21 protein-coding genes are annotated in these 18,145 nt (G+C 71.8%); 10 read left to right on the top strand and 11 right to left on the bottom strand.

Translation table 11 applies throughout. From position 1 onward, the window contains the following. Window positions 1-4: 4 nt before the first annotated feature. Window positions 5-1,201 (bottom strand): ATP-binding protein, encoded by a 1,197-nt coding sequence (locus JYK18_RS22730; protein WP_242579325.1) that lies wholly within the window; start codon window positions 1,199-1,201, stop codon window positions 5-7. Window positions 1,202-1,455: 254 nt separating this feature from the next. Here JYK18_RS22730 and rraA point away from each other — a divergent pair, with 254 nt between their 5' ends. Continuing rightward, entirely contained in the window at window positions 1,456-1,935 is a 480-nt protein-coding gene (rraA, locus tag JYK18_RS22725; protein WP_206803945.1) for a ribonuclease E activity regulator RraA, read from the top strand. Between the two features lie 45 nt (window positions 1,936-1,980). Here the strand turns inward: rraA and JYK18_RS22720 are convergent, their stop codons facing one another. Continuing rightward, entirely contained in the window at window positions 1,981-2,373 is a 393-nt protein-coding gene (locus JYK18_RS22720; protein ID WP_206803944.1) for a hypothetical protein, read from the bottom strand. A gap of 145 nt (window positions 2,374-2,518) precedes the next feature. On the opposite strand from JYK18_RS22720, the gene JYK18_RS22715 reads away from it, so the two are divergent. Further along, window positions 2,519-2,851: a hypothetical protein gene (locus tag JYK18_RS22715; protein ID WP_206803943.1), complete on the top strand. Its 333-nt coding sequence runs from the start codon at window positions 2,519-2,521 to the stop codon at window positions 2,849-2,851. A 3-nt stretch (window positions 2,852-2,854) separates the two neighbouring features. Here the strand turns inward: JYK18_RS22715 and JYK18_RS22710 are convergent, their stop codons facing one another. Next, entirely contained in the window at window positions 2,855-3,547 is a 693-nt protein-coding gene (locus JYK18_RS22710) for a nitroreductase family protein (RefSeq protein WP_206803942.1), read from the bottom strand. Between the two features lie 20 nt (window positions 3,548-3,567). Here JYK18_RS22710 and JYK18_RS22705 point away from each other — a divergent pair, with 20 nt between their 5' ends. From JYK18_RS22705 to JYK18_RS22690, 4 genes are all read left to right on the top strand, one after another. Beyond that, entirely contained in the window at window positions 3,568-5,316 is a 1,749-nt protein-coding gene (locus JYK18_RS22705) for a S9 family peptidase (RefSeq protein WP_206803941.1), read from the top strand. Window positions 5,317-5,344: 28 nt separating this feature from the next. Continuing rightward, window positions 5,345-5,902, top strand: coding sequence for a QsdR family transcriptional regulator (locus JYK18_RS22700; protein WP_206803940.1), 558 nt, complete (start codon window positions 5,345-5,347; stop codon window positions 5,900-5,902). An 84-nt stretch (window positions 5,903-5,986) separates the two neighbouring features. Beyond that, entirely contained in the window at window positions 5,987-8,509 is a 2,523-nt protein-coding gene (locus JYK18_RS22695) for an alpha/beta hydrolase domain-containing protein (protein ID WP_206803939.1), read from the top strand. Window positions 8,510-8,576: 67 nt separating this feature from the next. Further along, entirely contained in the window at window positions 8,577-8,915 is a 339-nt protein-coding gene (locus JYK18_RS22690) for a DoxX family protein (RefSeq protein ID WP_206803938.1), read from the top strand. Here JYK18_RS22690 and JYK18_RS22685 read toward each other — a convergent pair. Beyond that, entirely contained in the window at window positions 8,908-9,513 is a 606-nt protein-coding gene (locus JYK18_RS22685; RefSeq protein WP_206803937.1) for a TetR/AcrR family transcriptional regulator, read from the bottom strand. The two genes, JYK18_RS22690 and JYK18_RS22685, sit on opposite strands and share 8 nt — an antisense overlap. After that, the gene (locus tag JYK18_RS22680) at window positions 9,500-10,354 is read right to left on the bottom strand and encodes a class I SAM-dependent methyltransferase (protein ID WP_206803936.1); all 855 of its coding nucleotides are present in this window, start codon (window positions 10,352-10,354) and stop codon (window positions 9,500-9,502) included. Before JYK18_RS22680 ends, JYK18_RS22685 begins: the two co-directional genes overlap by 14 nt. Window positions 10,355-10,545: 191 nt before the next feature. On the opposite strand from JYK18_RS22680, the gene JYK18_RS22675 reads away from it, so the two are divergent. Further along, window positions 10,546-10,806 (top strand): hypothetical protein, encoded by a 261-nt coding sequence (locus JYK18_RS22675; RefSeq protein ID WP_206803935.1) that lies wholly within the window; start codon window positions 10,546-10,548, stop codon window positions 10,804-10,806. A gap of 101 nt (window positions 10,807-10,907) precedes the next feature. Here the strand turns inward: JYK18_RS22675 and JYK18_RS22670 are convergent, their stop codons facing one another. Further along, the gene (locus tag JYK18_RS22670; protein ID WP_206803934.1) at window positions 10,908-11,147 is read right to left on the bottom strand and encodes a hypothetical protein; all 240 of its coding nucleotides are present in this window, start codon (window positions 11,145-11,147) and stop codon (window positions 10,908-10,910) included. Window positions 11,148-11,202: 55 nt separating this feature from the next. Beyond that, window positions 11,203-11,667 carry a MarR family transcriptional regulator gene (locus JYK18_RS22665; RefSeq protein WP_307795994.1) on the bottom strand — a complete coding sequence of 155 codons (465 nt, stop codon included), beginning with the start codon at window positions 11,665-11,667 and terminating at the stop codon, window positions 11,203-11,205. 61 nt (window positions 11,668-11,728) lie between these two features. On the opposite strand from JYK18_RS22665, the gene JYK18_RS22660 reads away from it, so the two are divergent. Next, the gene (locus JYK18_RS22660; protein ID WP_206803933.1) at window positions 11,729-12,784 is read left to right on the top strand and encodes a hypothetical protein; all 1,056 of its coding nucleotides are present in this window, start codon (window positions 11,729-11,731) and stop codon (window positions 12,782-12,784) included. Here JYK18_RS22660 and JYK18_RS22655 read toward each other — a convergent pair. Then, entirely contained in the window at window positions 12,697-13,548 is an 852-nt protein-coding gene (locus JYK18_RS22655; RefSeq protein ID WP_206803932.1) for a helix-turn-helix transcriptional regulator, read from the bottom strand. The two genes, JYK18_RS22660 and JYK18_RS22655, sit on opposite strands and share 88 nt — an antisense overlap. 86 nt (window positions 13,549-13,634) lie before the next feature. Between JYK18_RS22655 and JYK18_RS22650 the strand changes: the two genes are divergently transcribed. After that, window positions 13,635-14,411, top strand: a complete 777-nt coding sequence (locus JYK18_RS22650; RefSeq protein ID WP_206803931.1) for an SDR family NAD(P)-dependent oxidoreductase — start codon at window positions 13,635-13,637, stop codon at window positions 14,409-14,411. Here JYK18_RS22650 and JYK18_RS22645 read toward each other — a convergent pair. Beyond that, on the bottom strand, window positions 14,408-15,388 hold the full coding sequence (locus tag JYK18_RS22645) for a hypothetical protein (RefSeq protein WP_206803930.1): 981 nt from the start codon (window positions 15,386-15,388) through the stop codon (window positions 14,408-14,410). The two genes, JYK18_RS22650 and JYK18_RS22645, sit on opposite strands and share 4 nt — an antisense overlap. A 43-nt stretch (window positions 15,389-15,431) precedes the next feature. Between JYK18_RS22645 and JYK18_RS22640 the strand changes: the two genes are divergently transcribed. Continuing rightward, complete coding sequence (locus JYK18_RS22640; RefSeq protein ID WP_206803929.1) at window positions 15,432-16,376, top strand: HD domain-containing protein; 945 nt, start codon at window positions 15,432-15,434, stop codon at window positions 16,374-16,376. Here the strand turns inward: JYK18_RS22640 and JYK18_RS22635 are convergent. Both JYK18_RS22635 and JYK18_RS22630 read right to left on the bottom strand, forming a co-directional pair. Then, window positions 16,373-17,362, bottom strand: a complete 990-nt coding sequence (locus tag JYK18_RS22635) for an ABC transporter substrate-binding protein (protein WP_206803928.1) — start codon at window positions 17,360-17,362, stop codon at window positions 16,373-16,375. The two genes, JYK18_RS22640 and JYK18_RS22635, sit on opposite strands and share 4 nt — an antisense overlap. Further along, a complete protein-coding gene (locus tag JYK18_RS22630; RefSeq protein WP_206803927.1) occupies window positions 17,359-18,144 on the bottom strand; it encodes an ABC transporter ATP-binding protein in 786 nt (261 codons plus the stop codon). The genes JYK18_RS22635 and JYK18_RS22630 overlap by 4 nt, the downstream gene beginning before the upstream one ends. Window position 18,145: the final 1 nt, after the last annotated feature.

The following is an 18,145-nucleotide window of genomic DNA, read 5'->3' as shown; positions in this document are numbered from 1 at the left end:
TCCACTACGCCTTCCCGCTCTCCGGGGGGGCCGAGGACGCGGCGGCGGCGGGGGTGCGGCGGCGGCGCCGGGGCAGGCCGTGGGCGGTGGTGCCCAGGTCCGGTGCCTTCGCGGGGACCGGTTCGGCCGGTCGGGCGGGTTCAGTGGTCACGGCGGGGGTTTCGGTGCGCGGGGCCGGGGGTGTGGCGATCACGGCCGGGGCGGGGCTCGGGGTGGTGATCCGGGTGAGCAGTTCGGTCGGCAGGAACAACACGGCCCGCACACCGCCGTAGGGCGAGCGGGTGTCCACCGAGACGCGGAAGCCGTACCGGTTGGCGAGCGCGCCGATCACCGCGAACCCGATGCGCGGCGGCACGCCGAGCGAGGCGATGTCCTGCCCGCCGTGGCCGCCGAGCAGCCAGGCCGCGCGCTGCACCGCTTCCACGGTCATGCCGACGCCGGCGTCGTCGATGATGATGGCCAGGCCGTTGTGCGCCTGCTGGAAAGTCACCTGCACCGGGGAGCCGGGCTGGGAGTGGCGGGCGCCGTTGTCCAGCAGCTCGGCCACCGCGAGCACCACCGGCTCTACCGCCTGGCTGACCACGGCGGTGTCCGACGGCGCGGGGATCTGGACGCGCGCGTAGTCGCGGATGCGGCCGGTGGCGCCGCGGACCACGTCGGTCAGCGTCGCGGCGGACCGCTGCAGACCGGGCCACGAACCGCAGAGCACCGCGGTCGCCTGGGCGCGGCGGCCCAGCTGCGAGTTCGCGTGGTCGAGGCCGAGCAGGCCGTCGAGCACCGACGGGTCGTCGTGCCGGTCCTCCATCGCCGAGATCAGCACCTGCTGCTCACCGGCGAGGTTCTGCACCGTGCGCATCATCGCGCGCAGGGTCGCGGCGGCGGAATCGGCGGAGTCGCGGCGGGTCTGGCCGAGCAGTTCGGTGATCGTGTCGAGCACCGCGCGGTGCGGGTCGTGACCGTTGTCCCGCAAGGGACCGGGCACGCTCACCGACGGGTTCGCCAGCGATTCCGCGACCGCCGGGAGCCGCACCTCGCGCAGGTGCCGTTCCTCGGCTTCCCGCGCGTTCAGCTCGGCGACCGCGGCGTCGCGGTACCGGCCGACGGCGGCGGTGACGTTGCGCTGCCGGAGCAACAGCACGGCGAGCACGATGGCGAGCAACAGCAGGCAGCTCAAGCCTGCCAGCAGCAAGGGGTATTCCATGAAATCCTCACGGTCGGCCGGGCGGGGGAAAGGCCGGCCGGTTAGGCGATCGCGACCAGGGGGTCCGCGCCGGGACCACGACCGCGCTGCCGGGCGATGGGCGTTCGGACAGGCCCGGGACAGGACGGCATGTGCGCAGCTCCACAACGGCGGGGACGGACGTCACATCGCGCCGGGCGCGATGTCAGCAGCGAGTACCGTAGCGCAAACTGGGCGTGTTCTCCCAGACTTCGCGAAGAAAGGCCGCGTCGCCCGTGAGCAAGAACTTCAGCACCGCCGACCTGGTCGACGAACACGGCGAGCGGCTGCTCGTTTGTGACACGCAGTTCCGCGAATTCGGCGGGCACCGGCGGTTTTCCGGCCCGGTGCGGACCGTGGCCTGCAACCAGGACAACGGCCTGGTGCGCGAGCTGCTGCGCACGCCGGGCGGGGGCGCGGTGCTGGTGATCGACGGCGGCGGTTCCCTGCACACCGCGCTGACCGGCGACCTGATCGCGGGCTCGGCGGTGGAGAACGGCTGGGCGGGGCTGGTGGTCAACGGCGCGGTGCGCGACAGCGCGGTGCTCGCGGAGCTGCCGCTCGGCATCAAGGCGCTGGGCACGAACCCGCGCAAGAGCGCCAAAACCGGCGCCGGTGCGGTGGACACCCCGGTCACCTTCGGCGGCATCACCTTCACGCCGGGGGACCAGCTCTACGCCGACGAAGACGGCGTGGCGGTTCTCCCCGCGCTCTGAAAAGGGAACGGCCCGGCCGGCCCTGGCACGGCCGGGCCGAGCCGGTCAGTTCCCGGTGTTGCGGACGGCGTTGTAGTAGGTGTCGGCGATGAAATCGCACGGGCCGCGCGCGGGGCCGGTACCGAAGGTGTGCTCGCACTGCTGGTGCATCAGGTCGAAGAAGAGGCGGTCGCAGCGCAGGGTGTTGGCCCCGCCCGCTTCCTCGCACATGTCGTGGTTCGCGCACGGGCCGCGGAAGTCGACCTGACCCCACGGCGGGACCACCGGCATGTCCGGCGAGAGCGTGCAGTAGTCGTGCCACGCCCCGCGGTCCGGGTTGTATTCGTAGTTGCCGGGAATCGGCACGAAGCTCGCCGCCTGCGCGCTCCCCGCCGAGATCCCGAGCCCGCCGGCGGCCACCGCCAGCACCACCGCGAACCGGCGCAGTTTTCCGTTCATCCCTGTTCTCCCCGCAGTTGCCGATTGACTCATCGGGCGATCAGTTCGACAACAAGCAACTTAAATCGGGGGGTCCGGCCTGCCCAGGGTCCGATCGACCCACACGTGAAAGCGCCATGAAAGCGCGGCCCGGATGCTGGCGGCGGTGAAGCTCACCTTCCTGATCCTCGGTTTCCTCTTCCTCGGCTCGGCCTTCGGCGTCGCCGCCGTCATGTCCGACGAAGCCCGCCTGCGCGGGTCGCTGGAATGGACCTGCGAGCCGCCGGACAAGGCCTCCGCGCGGGTCGAGTGCAACACCACGCACAGCTCCGATTCCCTGCTGCGCCTGGACGCCGACCACTTCGCCCTGCAGATCATGCTCTCGCTGACCGGGGTCGGCTTCATGGTCGCCGCCGCGGCGGTCGGCAACCGGCCGAAGCCGGTGCCGACCCCGCCGCAGTGGCAGCAGCAACCGCAGCAGTACAGCCAGCCGCACTGACCCTCAGCGGCGCACCAGCACCTGGTCCAGCGATTTGCGCACCAGGTTCGGCACCACGCAGTCGTCGGCCGGGTAGCCGACCGGGATGACCGCGAACGCCTTCTCGTTGCGCGGCCGGTCCAGCAGTTCACCGAGGAACCGCATCGGCGACGGCGTGTGCGTCAGCGCGGCCAGCCCGGACAGGTGCAGCGCGGTGAGCAGCATGCCGACCGCGATGCCCACCGACTCGTCGACGTAGTAGTGCTTGTGCGTTTCGCCGTGCTCGTCGAGGAAGTAGCGCTGCTGGAAGACCACGATCAGGTAGGGCGCGTCGGTGAGGTGGGTCTTGACCGCGTCGGTGCCGAGCGGCCGCAGTGCGGACAGCCACTCCTCCCCCAGCCTGCCTTCGTAGGAGACGCGTTCCTCCTCCTCGGCGGCCTCGCGGATGCGCTGCTTGACCTCGTCGTCGGAGACCAGCACGAAGGTCCACGGCTGCTGGTGCGCCCCGCTGGGCGCGGTGGCGGCCACCGCGATGGCGTCCAGCACCACCTGCTCGGGGACCGGATCGGTGGAGAACTCCCGCACCGTGCGGCGGGTGTCCATGCGGCGGCGCAGGTCGGCGGCGGTGGCCAGCGACTGCTCCGCGGGCGTTCGAGCGGGCCGGTAGGGCATCGGCTCGAAGGGGTGTCCGTAGTTGGGCGTCCACATGGCGGCCATTGTCGCTAGGTTGGGGCGTTGTGGGAACCGAACTGACCGCCGAACTGATCACCGACGCCGCCACCCCCGCCGAACCCCGGATCTCGCCGGACGGCCGCGAGGTCGCCTACCTGGTGGGCGGCGAGCTGTGGCTGGCCTCGACCGGCTCGCTGGGGGTGCGCGGCACCGGACTCCGCTGGTCGCCCGACTCGCGCTGGCTGTACTACGTCCACGCGGGCGAGCTGCACCGGATTTCCCCGGAGGGCGGGGAAAAGCTCGCCGGCGGGGTGTCCGACTGCCTGCCGCTCGACGACGGCCGGGTGGTACTGGTGACCGAACCGCCTGCGCACCACCGGGATCCGGTGGTCTGGACCGATCCACCGGCGGTCAACGGCTTGGCCCTGCTGGACAACGGCGAGGTCCGGCCGCTCGACGTGCTGCCGGGCAGGCACGTGCTCGAACTCGCGCGGCGGCCCGGCGACGACCTGCTCGCCGTGCTCACCAGGGCCACGCCCGACCAGGATCCCGTGCACCCCACCACCGAACTGCACCTCGTCGCACTGGAGACCGGGCACGTCGAGCACCTCGGCGAGACGGAGTTGCTGGCGCATTCGCCGGTCTGGCGGCGGTCGGGCGGCGAATGGCGGATCACCTATCTCGCCAACACGCAGCCGATCGGCGGCTTCGCGGTGTTCGACGCGGATCACCGCAACCTGACCGCCGGTCAGCCCCGCTGCCCGGTCGAACTGGTGCCGTCACCCGACGGCGATCCGCTCGTTCTCTTCGAAGAAGGCCTCGACACCGCGCTGTACCGCCTTACCGGCGAGACGTTCCAGAAAGTGCTCCACCACCGGGGAAGCCTGTCGGCGCTGAGCGTTTCGAGCGAGCGGATCGCGCTGCTCGCGAGCACCAGCTACGAACCGAGGAACGTGCACGCGGGCCCGCCGGAAGGGCCACTGGAACAGCTCAGCGACACCCGGCCGGAACTGCGCGGCATCGACTGGGGCACCCAGGAACGCCTGTCCTACCAGGCATCCGACGGTCTCGACCTGGACGGCCTGCTGATCCTGCCGCCGGGCCGCACCCGCGAGGACGGGCCGTTCCCGCTCATCACGATCCCGCACGGCGGCCCGTACGGCCGGTACGCCGACGAGCTTTCCCTGCACTGGTTCCCCTCCGCGCAGTGGTTCGCCGCCGACGGGCACGCGGTGTTCCTGCCGAACCCGCGTGGCGGGCGCGGTCACGGGCACGAGTTCGCGGCGTCGGTGGCCGGTGCGGTCGGGCGCGAGGAATGGACCGACGTGCTCACCGGCATCGACCTGCTGATCGAGCAGGGGGTGGCCGATCCGGACCGGCTGGGCATCGGCAGCTGGAGCCACGGCGGGTTCTTCGCCGCCTGGGCGGTCGGGCAGACCGGGCGGTTCAAGGCCGCGCTGGTCGGGGCCGGGATCAGCGACTGGGGCATGCTCGTGGCCACCGGCGAGGAAGGCGTGCTGGAAAGCGGGCTCGGCGGCGGCATGTACTGGACGAACCGCGAGCTGCCCGCCGAACTCAGCCCGGTGACCCACGCCGCGAAGGTGACCACGCCGGTCCTGATCGTGCACGGCGAGAACGACACGAACGTTCCGCTGAGCCAGGCCATCTGCTACCACCGCGCGCTGCGCCACCACGGTGTGCCGCACGAGTTCATCGTCTACCCGCGTGAGGGCCACCGGATCAGCGAACGGGACCACCAGCTGGACCTGTTGCGGCGCATGCGTGATTGGTTCGCGGTCCTGCGCACGCCATGATGGCGGGGAGCGAGCGCGGGAGGCGGCGATGACGGGCCGGGTGGTCAGCCACGAGCAGGTCGTGCGCGGTGCGTGCCGGTTCTTCCTGGAGCACGGCGGGGTCGACATGGACCGGCTGGCGGCGAGCCTCGCGGTCAGCCGCGCCACGCTCTACCGGGTGGCGCACAGCCGGGACGGCCTGCTGGGTGAGGTGCTGTGGCGGTTCACCGACCGCCTGCTGGCCACGGCCCGGCGACGACGCAGGCACGCGGGTGACGAGGGCGTTCTGGAAGTCACGCGGTGGTTCGTCGGCCAGCTGCACGCGGCACTGCCGTTCCGCGCTTTCCTGCGCAGCGAACCGGAAACCGCCGCACGCGTGCTGTTCACCACCTCCGGCGTGGTGCACCGGCGGGTGGTTTCGGTGCAGCGCGAGATCCTGCGCGAGGCGCACCGGGACCGGCCGTGGTCGCCCACCGCGCTCGACCAGATGGCCTACCTGTACGTGCGCATCATCGAATCCGCCGTCTACGCCGAGCTCCTCGGCGCGCCCGCCCCCGATCCCGAACTGGTCGAGCGGGCGGCCCTGGCGGTGCTGCGCCCCGGCTGAGACCGCGGTCTCACGTTCCTGGCACCCGGCGTGGCGGGCCGGTTACGTTCGCCAGGTCTCGCCCATCGCCGTGTGGGAGCCAACATGTCGAAGTCCGTGTGGGGCTTGGTCCTAGCGGTCAGCCTGCTCCTCCCGACCTCCTTGCCCGCCACCGCCGCGCCTCCGGCGTCTCTGGTGCCTCAGGTCGTCGGCCCGTTGCCCGGCACCGTGCCCGGTGATCCGAAGGCCGAACGGATCGAGGACACCTACCCGTTCTTCTCCACTCCCGCCGACCTCGCCGCGCGGGGTTACCTGGAGCAGGAGTTCCACGTCTCCGGCCTCGCCGACGGCTGGGCGGCCGACGGCACGCAGGTGGGCACCGACGTCCCGTACACCACGCGCGTGGTGGTGCGGCGGCCTGCGCGGGCCGAGGACTTCAGCGGGACGGCGCTGGTCGAATGGCAGAACGTGACCGCCGGGTACGACCTGGACGCGTTGTGGAACGCGGAATCGGTGCTCCGCGCGGGGCACGCGTGGATCGGGGTGTCGGCCCAGCGGGTCGGCGTCGACCACCTCCGCGGGTGGAGCCCGGCGCGCTACGGCACTCTCGACGTGACCGGCGGCGGTCGCCACAACGCCGACGAGCTGTCCTACGACATCTTCACGCAGGCGGGCCACGCCGTGGAAACCGGCGCGGTGCTGGGCGGGCTGAAGCCGCGCACGCTGCTCGCCATCGGCGCTTCCCAGTCGGCGGGCCGGATGACCGTGCTCTACGACAAGGTCCTTCCGCACCAGACGCCGGTGTTCGACGGGTACGCGTTCGTGGTCGGCAGCGCGCCGACCCGGGTCGGCAAGGAACCCGTGTTCCAGATCCTGTCCGAGACCGATGTGCGCAACCCCCACCGCCCGCCGGACACCGCGCAGTTCCGCCGGTGGGAGGTCGCGGGCGGCGCGCATTCGGGGTACCAGGGTCAGGTCTACCGCGCGCCGATCTCCGAGCGCGATCTCGGCGCGGCACCCCAGTACGACTGCGACAAGCCACCGTTCAGCCGGGTTCCGGTGCACCACGTCACGGCCGCCGCGTACGAGCACCTGCGGCGCTGGGCCGAGCGCGGGACGCCACCACCGACCGCGCCGCCGCTGGAATTCGACGGCCCGGTCAAGAAACGCGACGAACTCGGGCTGGCCGTGGGCGGGATCCGGCTTTCGCAGGTCTCGGTGCCGACCGCGCTGAACACCGGGGACAACAGCGGCGAGACGTTCTGCCAGCTCTTCGGCACCTACCAGCCGTTCGACCAGGCGACCCTGGCGAAGCTCTACCCCAGCGTGGAGTACTACACCGACCAGGTCGCCGTGGCGGACGCGCGCAACGTCCGCGCCGGGTACCTGCTCGCCGCCGACGCGAAGCAGAACCACGACGACGCCGCGGGCGGCAGCACGCCGGTGATCTTCGTGCACGGTCACCAGGGCTCGGCGCACCAGTGGCAGTCCAACGCGAAACGCTTCTCCGTCAACGGTTACGCCGACGAGCGGCTGTTCTCCTACGAGTACGACACCAGCATCCTGACCAACGACCACGCCATCACCGGGCTCGACGCGTTCGTCGCCGACGTCCGGGCGCGCACCGGTTCGTCCACAGTGGACATAATCGCGCATTCGCGGGGTACCACGGTGATGCACGCCTTCCTCGCCACGCCGGACCGGGCGGCGCTGGTGCACCGGTACGTCAACGTCGACGGCCGGTCCAGTGCCACCCAGCCCGGCGGCGTGCCGACGCTCGCGCTGTGGGGCGGCCTGCAACCCGAGGGCAGCATCGGTGGCGCGGTCAACGTCCGTCTAACGCACCTCGGGCACACCGAAACCGCCACCGCCGCGGAGAGTTTCGGGCACATCCACCAGTTCCTGCGCGGACGGCCGCCGATCACCACCGAGGTGGTCCCCGAACCACCCGGCCTGGTCCGGATCTCCGGCCGCGCGGTCCACTTCCCGCAGAACACCGGGATCGCCGGTCGGTTGCAGGTGTGGGAGGTCGTCGACGGGGTGCGTCGCGGAGCGCCCGCGCACGACCTGCCGACCGCGCCGGACGGCTCGTTCGGGCCGCTGAAGGTCAACGGGCACAAGCACTACGAGGCCGTTCTGCTCCGCGAAGGCGAGCAGACGTACCACTACTACTTCGAGCCGTTCGAGCGCAGCGACCGGTTCCTCCGGTTGCAGGTCTCCGCGCCGGGCGGCATCGGGGACTACGTCGACAAGTGCCCCACGCACACCGCGGTCACCGTGCTGCGCGGGCGTGAGTGGTGGTCCGACCAGGCCGACAGCGACCGCCTGGAGTTCGACGGCGTCAACCTGCTCGGCCCGGCCGTCGCACCCCGGGCGCGCCAGGTGCTCGCCGCGTTCGCCTTCGACGACAACTGCGACCTGACCTCCGCGCCGGGTACCGTGCTGCCCCCGTTCAACGCCCTGCCGTTCCTGACCGCGGTCGACACCTACCTGGCCGCCCAGCCCGCCGGGACCATCCGCGTCACCGAGGTGGCCCGGGGTGGTGGCGGGCGGGCGCGCACGGTGCCGGTGGTCAACTGGCCGTCGGCCGGGCACACGGTGACCGTGCAGTTCAACGACTACTCCTAGCCCGTGTCACATCCTCGGCGGCGGGCGGGTCGACCCGATGACCTGCCCGCACGGATGAGGAGTCCGGATGTCCACCACCTACGTCGTCGTCACCACCGTCGCCGCCGCGCTCGCCGCGTTCTCGGCCTTCGCGATCTACTCCAAGGCGGAATTCGTGGTGGGGCCGCTGGCCGACTACGGCGTGCCGCGGTCGTGGTGGCCGTGGCTGGCCGGCACGAAACTGGCCGGTGCGGCCGGGCTGATCGCCGGGCTCTTCGTGCCGTGGGTCGGCGTGGCCGCGGCGATCGGGCTGGTGCTGTACTTCACCGGTGCGCTGGTCACCGTGCTGCGGGCGCGGTCGTGGGCGCACATCCCGGCCCCGCTGCTGTACCTGGCCCCGGCGGCGGCTTCGCTGGTGCTCAGCTGATCCCCGACAGCAGCACATCGATCACGTCCCGCACGGCCGGGGGCCGGGCGCGCCCGGTGTGCGGGAGCAGGCCGGACAGCACCGCCTCGTGGCAGAGCCCGACCAGCATCGCCGCCGCCGCGTCCACCCGCGCGTCGGCGGCCAGCCTGCCGAGCGCGCGCTCGGCGCGCAGGTACTTGCGCAGCCGGTCGCGCCACTCGTCCCCGCCGCCGTCGAGTTCGCCGAACCGGGTGAGCACGGCGGGCTGGGCGAGCAGCCCGGTGAACGCGGGCAGGATGCCCCGGTGCAGCGCCAGCCCGTAGTCCAGGTGCGCGCGCAGGTTTCCCTCGATGGTGCCGGAACCGGGCTCGGGCAGTTCGCCGAGTTCCGCCTCCACGGCACGGACGTGCGCGCGCAACGCGTTCGCCAGCAGTTCCTCCTTGTCGGCGAAGTGGTTGTACAGCACACCGTCGGCGACGCCCGCCTCCCGCGCGATCGCCCGCACGGTGAGCCCGGCCGTGCCACGGGCGGAGATCATCCGCCCGGCGGTGGCGATCAGGTGCTCGCGGAGCGAACGGCCGTCGGTGTGCCGCAGCGCGGCCGCTTTACGTGGGGACAACCGGTTCTCCTCCGTGCTTGAGCGCGGTGACCAGCCAGGCCGTGCCGCGCAACCGGACCGCGTCAGCCTGGGCGAAGGGGCGCAAGGCCTCGGTAAGGGCGGCGCGCGCGTGCGCCGCGGTTTCCGGTTCGACCAGGCCGAGGTGGTAGCGCACCGGTCCCCAGTCGGCCATGAAGCCCGCCGCGTCCTCGACGTCACGGCCCCAGACCTGGTCGGCTTCGACCCGGGTGCAGGTGATGCCGGTGAACCCGGCGGCCGACAGCACTTCCCGGCTGCGCGCCGGATCGGCGAACGAGGTCGGCCCGGTGCCGTCGGCGCCGGTCGGCCGCGGCAGGTACGGCTCCATCGCGGCGAACACGCGGCCGAGATCGGTGCCGTCGAGCGCGGTCATGCAGAGGAAAGCGAGGCGCCCGCCGGGTGCCAGCGCCCGATGGACGTTGGCGAACGCGGCAACGGGGTCGGCGAAGAACATCACCCCGAACCGGCTCAGCGCCACGTCGAAGCCGGCGGGCTCGAACGGGTGGACCTGCGCGTCCGCCTGCACGAAGGTGAGGTGGCTTTCGGCTTTCGCCCTGGCGCGCGCGGTGGCGAGCATCGGCCCGGAGAGATCGACGCCGACCACCCGGCCCCGATGCGCGCGGCGGGCGGCCTGCCGGGTCAGCTGGCCGTTGCCGCAGCCGAGGTCGAGCACGCGGTCGGACTCGGTGATGCCGGCCGCCTCGAGCACGAACTCGTTGAAGCCCCCGTTGACCGCGTCGTACCGATCGTCGTGGGAGGCCCAGTGCTCGCCCTCGTAGCCGTTCCAGGCCTCAGCTTGCGCGGTGTTGACGATGCCGGACATGCGGTACCTCCTCTATGAACACGCGTTCATGAACCTGCGTTCATAATGCCTGCGCCACCCGCGGTGGGCAACCAGCGCCCACAACGAGGCGCTGCGGCAACGGGACGGGGTGTGCCGATCGTGTTGCTCCACGGTGCGCTCAGTACCTCCGTCTCGTGGTACCCCCTGAGCGAAGAACACCCGGTTTCGCCGTGGACACCATCGACGAGCCGGGGCGCGGCAGGTTGAGCCGCCCGGTGCGGGACGCCGGGGAGCACGCTGCCTGGCTGGCCGAGGTGCTCACCGGCATCGGCCACCCCCGGGTGCACCTGGCCAGCATCTCCCGCGGCGGCTGGCTCGCGCTCAACCTGGCGGCGAGGTCCGCCGGGCGGGTGGCCAGCGTCACCGCCGTGGAACCAGCCGGATTCGGCAGCATGGGCTGGCGTTTCTACTGGTGGGCCACGAAAACCTGATCCGGACCGCCACCCCGCTTCGCCGGTTCGCCGCCGGGTGCGACTCCCGACGCCGGAGCCGCTGACCGACGAGGAACAGCGCGTGGCCGAGTTCTGAGGCGTCACCGGCCCGTTCGGCCGCGCCGGGTGCGGAGGAAGCCCATCGGGCGGCACACCATCCGCTTCCTCGCGGGGCCGTGCCTGCGGCCCCGGCCGGAGCGACAGGGGCAACCCGCCGCCTTGGTGATGATGACCAGCGCCTGTTCGGTGGAAACGAGTTCCGGCACGGGCACGCTGTCGATTTCCGCGCGCCAAGCCGCGAGCAGCCGGTCCAGCGCACCGGCTGGGAGATCCCGATTCATCCGCGCCTCGCAGTCCGTCCCCTCAGGGCCGTAGTCGCCCCTGCTCGGCGCGGTGTTACCGCCCGGCGCTCCCGTGCCGGATCAGCTTCAGCAACTGCGCCCGGAAGTGGTCGTAGTCGTCGACCACACCGAGCAACGACTCCGACTCGCGCTCCTCACGGCGCGCGCTCGCCAGCACCCGGCCACCGGCCTCGGTCAGCCGGACGATGGTGCGCCGCCGGTCCGCCGGATCGTTCGAGCGCTCGACGAACCCGGTGCGCTGCAGGCGCTCGATGGTCCGGCTCATGGTCTGGTCGGTCACCCGGCACAGCACCGCCAGCTCCCGCTGCGACCGCGGTTCGGCGTCCAGGTGGTGCAGCACGATCAACCCGGCGTGGGTCAGCCCGAGCCCGGCGAGCACGTCGTCGAACCGCGATTCGACCACCCTGGCGGCCACCGAGAGCAACCGCCCGGTCGGCCAGGAACTGACATCTCCGGGGTCCACCTCTTCGGGCGCCACCGGACGGGTTCTCCTCGGCACGCCCAGCATCCTCTCACCCCCCACTTGCTCAGCCTGCTGATCATTATGCAGAATGTTCAGCATGCTGAGCAATTCGCGGTGGCTGCCGCTCTGGGGCGTGTCCGCCGCCGTCGTGCTGACCGGGCTCGTCTGGCTGCTGGGCCAGGGACTGAACGTCACCCTCCTCCCCGACCAGGGCGCGTCCTGGTACTACTGGAAACTGCCCGACCCGACCTTCTGGACCAGGGCCTCGGCCTGGCTCGGGTACGCCGCCCACCAGCTCGTCTCGTGGTGGCTGATCTTCTACGCCCAGCGGCACGTCCGCCGCTACACCAACGGCCTGCACCGGGTGAACGTGATCGCGCTGGCCGCGAACCTCGGCTTCATCGCCCTGCACGAGGTGCAGACCCGGGTGTTCTACGACGGCCTGGCGCAGGACGTGTCGATCTTCAGCTCGCAGGGCTCGGTGGTGCTGCTGCTGATCGTGGTGCTGCTGATGGAGAACCGCCGCCGCGGGCTGTTCTTCGGCCGCCGCGCGCCGCTGTCGGCCGAGGTGGTCCGGTTCGCCCGCAAGTACCACGGTTACCTGTTCAGCTGGGCGGCCATCTACACCTTCTGGTACCACCCGATGGAGACCACCAGCGGTCACCTGATCGGCTTCTTCTACATGTTCCTGCTGCTGTTCCAGGGCAGCCTCTTCTTCACCCGCGCGCACACCAACCGCTGGTGGACGCTGACGCTGGAACTGATGGTGGCGGTGCACGGCACGCTGGTCGCGGTGATGAACTCGGGCCCGGACGGGATGTGGCCGATGTTCCTGTTCGGCTTCCTCGGGGTCTTCGTGGTGACCCAGATGCACGGGCTGGGCCTCGGCCTCCGCACGCGGTGGACGATCGGGATCGGTTACCTCGCCGCGGCGGTGGCGGTCTACGGCTCGCGCTCGCTCGGCGACCTGCAGGAGATCGTGCGCATCCCGGTGATCGAGTACCTGCTGGTCGCGGTGATGGGCGGGCTGATCTGGCTCGGCCTGCTCTTCCGCGGGCGCCCGGATCAGCCGGGCACGTCGAGCCGCTGGGTGCCGACCACCGAGAGCAGCCGCAGCGCCTCCTCCGACGGCGACCCCGGTTCGGCGGTGTAGATCACCACGCGCTGGTCGCGGTCGGCGATGTCGAGCACGTCGCAGACCACGGTGATCGAGCCGACCACCGGGTGGTGGAAGGTCTTGCACAGGTTCGGCCGGGCGTTCACTTCGCGCGCGTCCCACAGGCGCGCGAAGTGGGCGCTGCCGTCCCGGAGTTCGGCGATCAGCGCGGTCAGTTCCGGGTCGTCGGGGTACCGCGCGGCGACGGCCCGCAGGTGCCGGACCGCGCTCTCGGCGAACTCCTCACCGTCGGCGACGCCGTACAACCGCACGCCCTCGGGACGTGGTTCGAGGAACGCGCGGCGGAGCAGGTTGCGGTCCCGGCGCGACAACGCCGAGAAGTCCTCCATCAGTGCGGCGGCGAGCGGGTTCCAGGCGATCACCTCGTACGCGGCGGACAGCACCACCGCGGCGGCCGTCGGCAGCCGGTCCAGCAGGGCGAGGATGCTCGGCCGCACCTCGCGCGAAGGTCCAGGCGGCGGGCCGGGCGGGGCGCCGGCGAGGTGGTGCAGGTAGTCGCGTTCGGCGTCGGACAGGCGCAGCGCGCGGGCCAACCCGGCCAGCACCTCGCGCGACGGGCGCGGGGCCTTGGCCTGCTCCAGCCGTGTGTAGTACTCGTTCGAGATGAACGCCAGCTGCGCCACCTCCTCGCGCCGCACCCCCGGCGTCCGGCGGCGGCGACCGGCGGGAAGTCCCACGTCGGCCGGGGTGATCCGCTCCCGCCTGCTGCGCAGGAAGCCGGCCAGTTCCGCTCGATCCACCTCCCCAGTGTGCGCGTGCCGCGGCGGGCTCAGCCAGGTATCGCCGATGCCTGGCTGAGCGCGGCGCTCCGACGCAGGCTCGAAGCATGACTACGACAACCACCACCGGCCTGCTCGACGACAAGGTCGCCTTCATCACCGGCGCCGGGCGCGGCATCGGCGCCGCCGCGGCCAGGCTGTTCGCCCGCGAAGGCGCTCGTGTCGTGCTCGCCGCCCGCACCGAAACCCAGCTCAAGGCGGTCACCGAGGAGATCCGCGCGGACGGCGGCACGGCCGACTACGTGGTCTGCGACCTCGCCGACCCGGACAGCGTGCGCGCCGCGGTGAACCGCGCGGTCGACCTGCACGGGCGCCTCGACGTGGCCTTCAACAACGCCGCCACCAACGCCCCGCCCGGACCGATGGACCAGACCACCGAAGCCGACTTCGACCACGTGTACGCGGTCAACCTGAAGGCCCCCTGGCTGGCCATGGTCGCCGAGGTCGCGGCGATCCGGGCGACCGCGGGCACCGGCGCCATCGTGCACAACACCAGCGTCGGCAGCCTGATGGCCAATCCGGAGCTGCCCTCGTACGGCGCGATGAAGAGCGGGGTGAACAGCCTCACCGCCTCGGCCGCGGCCACCTACGGCCCGGTGGGCATCCGGGTGAACGCCGTGGCGCCGGGCACCACGCTCACCGAGATGCTGCTCGACTGGGACAAGGCCTCGCCGGGCGTCATCGACCGGCTCAACGCGGGGACGCCGCTGGGCCGCGCCGCCGACCCGGCGGAGGTCGCCGAGGCGGCCGCGTGGCTGCTCAGCGACCGGGCCTCCTACGTCACCGGTGTCGTGCTCCGGGTCGACGGCGGCATGCTGTCCTAACTGGACCCGACGCAGGCGCCGCGCCAGACCGAGTAGCCGCCGGTGCGCTCGGCGAGCATGCTGCCGTCGTCGAAAACCCTGGTGGGCAAGGCGTTCTGCGGGAAGTGGTCGACGAAGGTGGTGCGCTGCCAGACGGCGTCGGCGAACCCGGCGTCCCGGCCGATCACCTGGCCGCCGGCGTTGACCTCGTCGGCGATGGCGGCCCCCTTGATCGGCTCGGGGTTCGCCGGATCGGCCCAGAGCAGGGCCTGGTAGGTCGCCACCTCGTCGAGGCCGCGGGTGTACCCGGTGGCGAGGCCGCCGCGCAGCGAGGTGGCGGCGGTCAGCCGGTACCCCGGCGGCGTGGCCAGCGGGGTGAGCATCCCGGCTCGCCACAGGTGCGGGCCCTGGGCGAGGTGGAGCAGGACCGTGCCGTCGTTGTCGAGGTCGGTGGCCTGGACCACGTAGTTGTCCGCGGGGAGGTCGAGCACCACCGGCGGGGTGCCGTCGCCGGGCCACACCACGGCCTCGGTCCGGTTGTCCACGAACGCCGTGAGGAGCACGTCACCGCGGTCGTTGATCGCCACCGGGTCGACGCGCTTGAACCCGGTCAGCGCTTCGTAGCCGCCGAGGTCGTGATAGCGGAAGACGGCGGCACCGGTCTGGTCGAGGGCGTAGGCCCGGACCAGCACGGTGCCCGCCGCGTTCTGGTCCACCGCGGCGGCCTGCTGGTACCCCGGTGGCGGCAGCTGCGTGCGGCCGGGCGCGTCGGTGCCGGCCCACAGCACCAGCTGCACCACCAGCTGGTCGTTCTCCACGCGGCGCACCGATCCGGCGTAGTTCCCGGTGCCGGTGCCACCGGCCACGTGCGTGGTGCCCCAGGTGTCGGCGCCCGGGATCGGCGTTTCGGTCCAGGTGCAGCCCGCTTCGGCGGCTTGGGCCGGTGTGACGGTCAGGGCCGCGCCGAGCAGCGCGGCGAGCAGGATCCGGCCTCGCATGTGATGTCCCCCTTGGTTCGGCTGCCTTGGATACGCTCGGGGCGTGAACGCGGTTGCCGGGATCCTCGGCCGGTCGGAGCGGTACGCCGATCCCCTGTGGGCGGTGGAGTTCCGGCTGACCCCGGTGGAGCGGCGCCTGCTGCGGTGCCGCCCGGTGCGGCGGCTGCAGTTCGTCGCGCACGCCGGGGCGGCCGCGGTCACCACGCACCAGACCTACACCCGGCTGGAGCACAGCCTCGGGCTGCTGTCGCTGGTCGCGCACTTCGCCCCGGACGACCAGGCGGCCAGGGTCGCCGCGCTGGTGCACGACCTCGGGCACCTGCCGTTCAGCCACACCTTCGAAGGCGTCGGCGGGCTGGACCACCACGAACTGGGCGTCCGGCAGATCCGCGAGCTGAAGCCGCTGCTCGCCGAGCACGGCGTCGACGTAGAGGACGTGCTGGCGGTGGAGGCCGGCGGGCCGTCGGTACTGCGTGGCCGCCGGGGCGCGCTGAAGCTGGACCACCTGGAGTCCTTCGTGCGCAGCGGCCGGGCCCACGCCCGGCTGACCGAGCCCGCGCCCGCGACGCTGGCCCGGCTGCGCCTGGTCGACGGCGAGGTCCACACCGATCGGGACACCGCCGCCTACCTGGCCGAACTCGCCGCCGGCGAAGCGGACTACCTGTGCACCTGGGAGAACGTGGTGCCCAACGCGGTGGTCCGCGGCCTCGCCTCGATCCTGCTGCCCACCCACCCGGAGATCCCCGCCACCACCGACGACGCGATGTGGTCCCTCCTGCTCGCCGACCCGCGCACCCGCGACGACGCCCGCCTCCTCCGCGAGGACCCGCTCGCCTGGGACGTCTTCCCGCCCGGCCACCCCGACGGCTACCCGTACGAAGTGCGCCACCTCTACCTGGACACCGCCTGCTCCGACGGCAGCCCGGCCCCGATCCGGGAAACCCGGTCCCTCCCCTATCGGTGCGTCGTCGCGCGCGTTCGGGGTTAACGCTGGAATTCGCGCAGGTACTTGGCGAAACCCTCCAGGCCGTTGATGTTGCGCGGGCCGCTGATGCCCTCGTTGTAGTCCAGCACGTAGAACTTGTTGTTCACCACGGCGGGCAGTTGCGCGGTCGCGGGCGAGGACTTCAGGAAGTCGATCTTCTCCTGCGCCGGCTTGTCGCCGTAGTCGAGGATCACCACCACCTCCGGCTGCGCGTCGACCACCGCCTCCCAGCCGACCTTGGTCCAGCGCGCGTCCACCCCGTCGAAGATGTTGCGGCCGCCGGCGAACCGGATGATGTCGTTGGGCGGCACCTGGTTCCCGGCGGTCGAGGCCTGGTCGGTGCCCGAGTCGTAGAGGAACACCTTCACCGGCTCACCCTTCGGCGCCGCGGCGACCACCTGGTCCACCCGGCCCCGGTACTCGGCGACCAGCCGCTGCGCCCGGTCGGCCACGCCGAAGATCTGCCCCATCCGCTCCAGATCCGTGTACAGGCCTTCGAACGGCGTCACCTTCTCCGGGAACTTCGGGTAGTTGAAACAGGATTCGCTGTGCATGAAGCTCTGGATGCCGAGCCCGTCCAGGATCGCCGGGGTGATGCCGCGCTGGTCGCTGAACCCCGAATTCCAGCCCGCCACCACAAAATCGGCCTGCGCGTCGACCACGAGTTCGCGGTTGAGCAGGTCGTCGCCGAGGAACTGCACCTTCGCGTATTCCGCGGCATACGGGGATTCCTGCACCGGCGGGTTCGCCGGCGGCATCACGTACCCGTGCACGTGGTCGGTCAGCCCGAGCGCGAACATCTTGTCCGCGCTGCCCGCCTCGTAGACCACCGACCGCTGCGGGGTCTTGTACCGGACGTCCTCCCCGCACCGCTTCACCACCGTCTCCCGCGCCGCCGGCGCACCGCCTTCGACCTCCGCGCCACACGCCGAAAGCCCCGAGAGCAGCAGCGCCGCCGCCAGGACGGGACCCGCCTTCTTCTTGTTCACACCGAACTCCTTCTGTCACTGGTCAGGGCGTAGAGCAGTTGCGGGTCGCCGGTGAGCGGATGGTCCACCACGGTCACCTCGACGCCGAACACCTCGCGCACGAGGTCGGCGGTGAGCACCTCGGCCGGAGTCCCGGCGCGGACCAGCGAACCGGCCGACAGCACGCCGATGCGGTCGCACACCGCCGCCGCGAGGTTGAGGTCGTGCAGCACCACGAGCACGGTCAGGCCGAGCGTCCGCAGCAGCGACAGCAGTTCGATCTGGTGCCGGACGTCGAGGTGGTTGGTCGGTTCGTCCAGCACCAGCACGGCCGGTTCCTGCACCAGCGCTCGCGCGATCAGCACGCGCTGGCGTTCCCCGCCGGACAGCGTCAGCACCCCGCGTTCGGCCAGGTGCGCGACGTCGAGCCGGTCCATCGCGTCGCGGCACAGCTCCTTTTCCCGGGTGGTCAGCGCCTGGTTGCCGGTGAGGTGCGGAAATCGGCCCATCTCCACGAGTTCGGCGACGGTGAAGTCGAACTCGCTGCTGCTTTCCTGCGTCAGCGCGGCGACGGCCCGCGCGGCACGGCGGTGCCCGAGTTCGGCCAACGCCGTGTCCCCCAGCCACACCGCGCCACCGCTCGGCTTCAGCGCGCCGTACACGCAGCGCAGCGCGGTCGACTTGCCCGAGCCGTTGGGCCCGACGAGCCCGGTGACCTGCCCGGAACCCGCCACCAGGCCCAGCTTGTCGACCAGGGTTTTCCCTTGCAGCGCAACACTTACGTCCTCGAAGCGGAGTTCCACC

Origin of the sequence: Amycolatopsis sp. 195334CR (genome assembly GCF_017309385.1) — a bacterium.
Lineage (GTDB): Bacteria > Actinomycetota > Actinomycetes > Mycobacteriales > Pseudonocardiaceae > Amycolatopsis.
The sequence above is the reverse complement of the archived record's forward strand: the minus strand, read 5'-3'. Positions and strand labels throughout refer to the sequence as shown.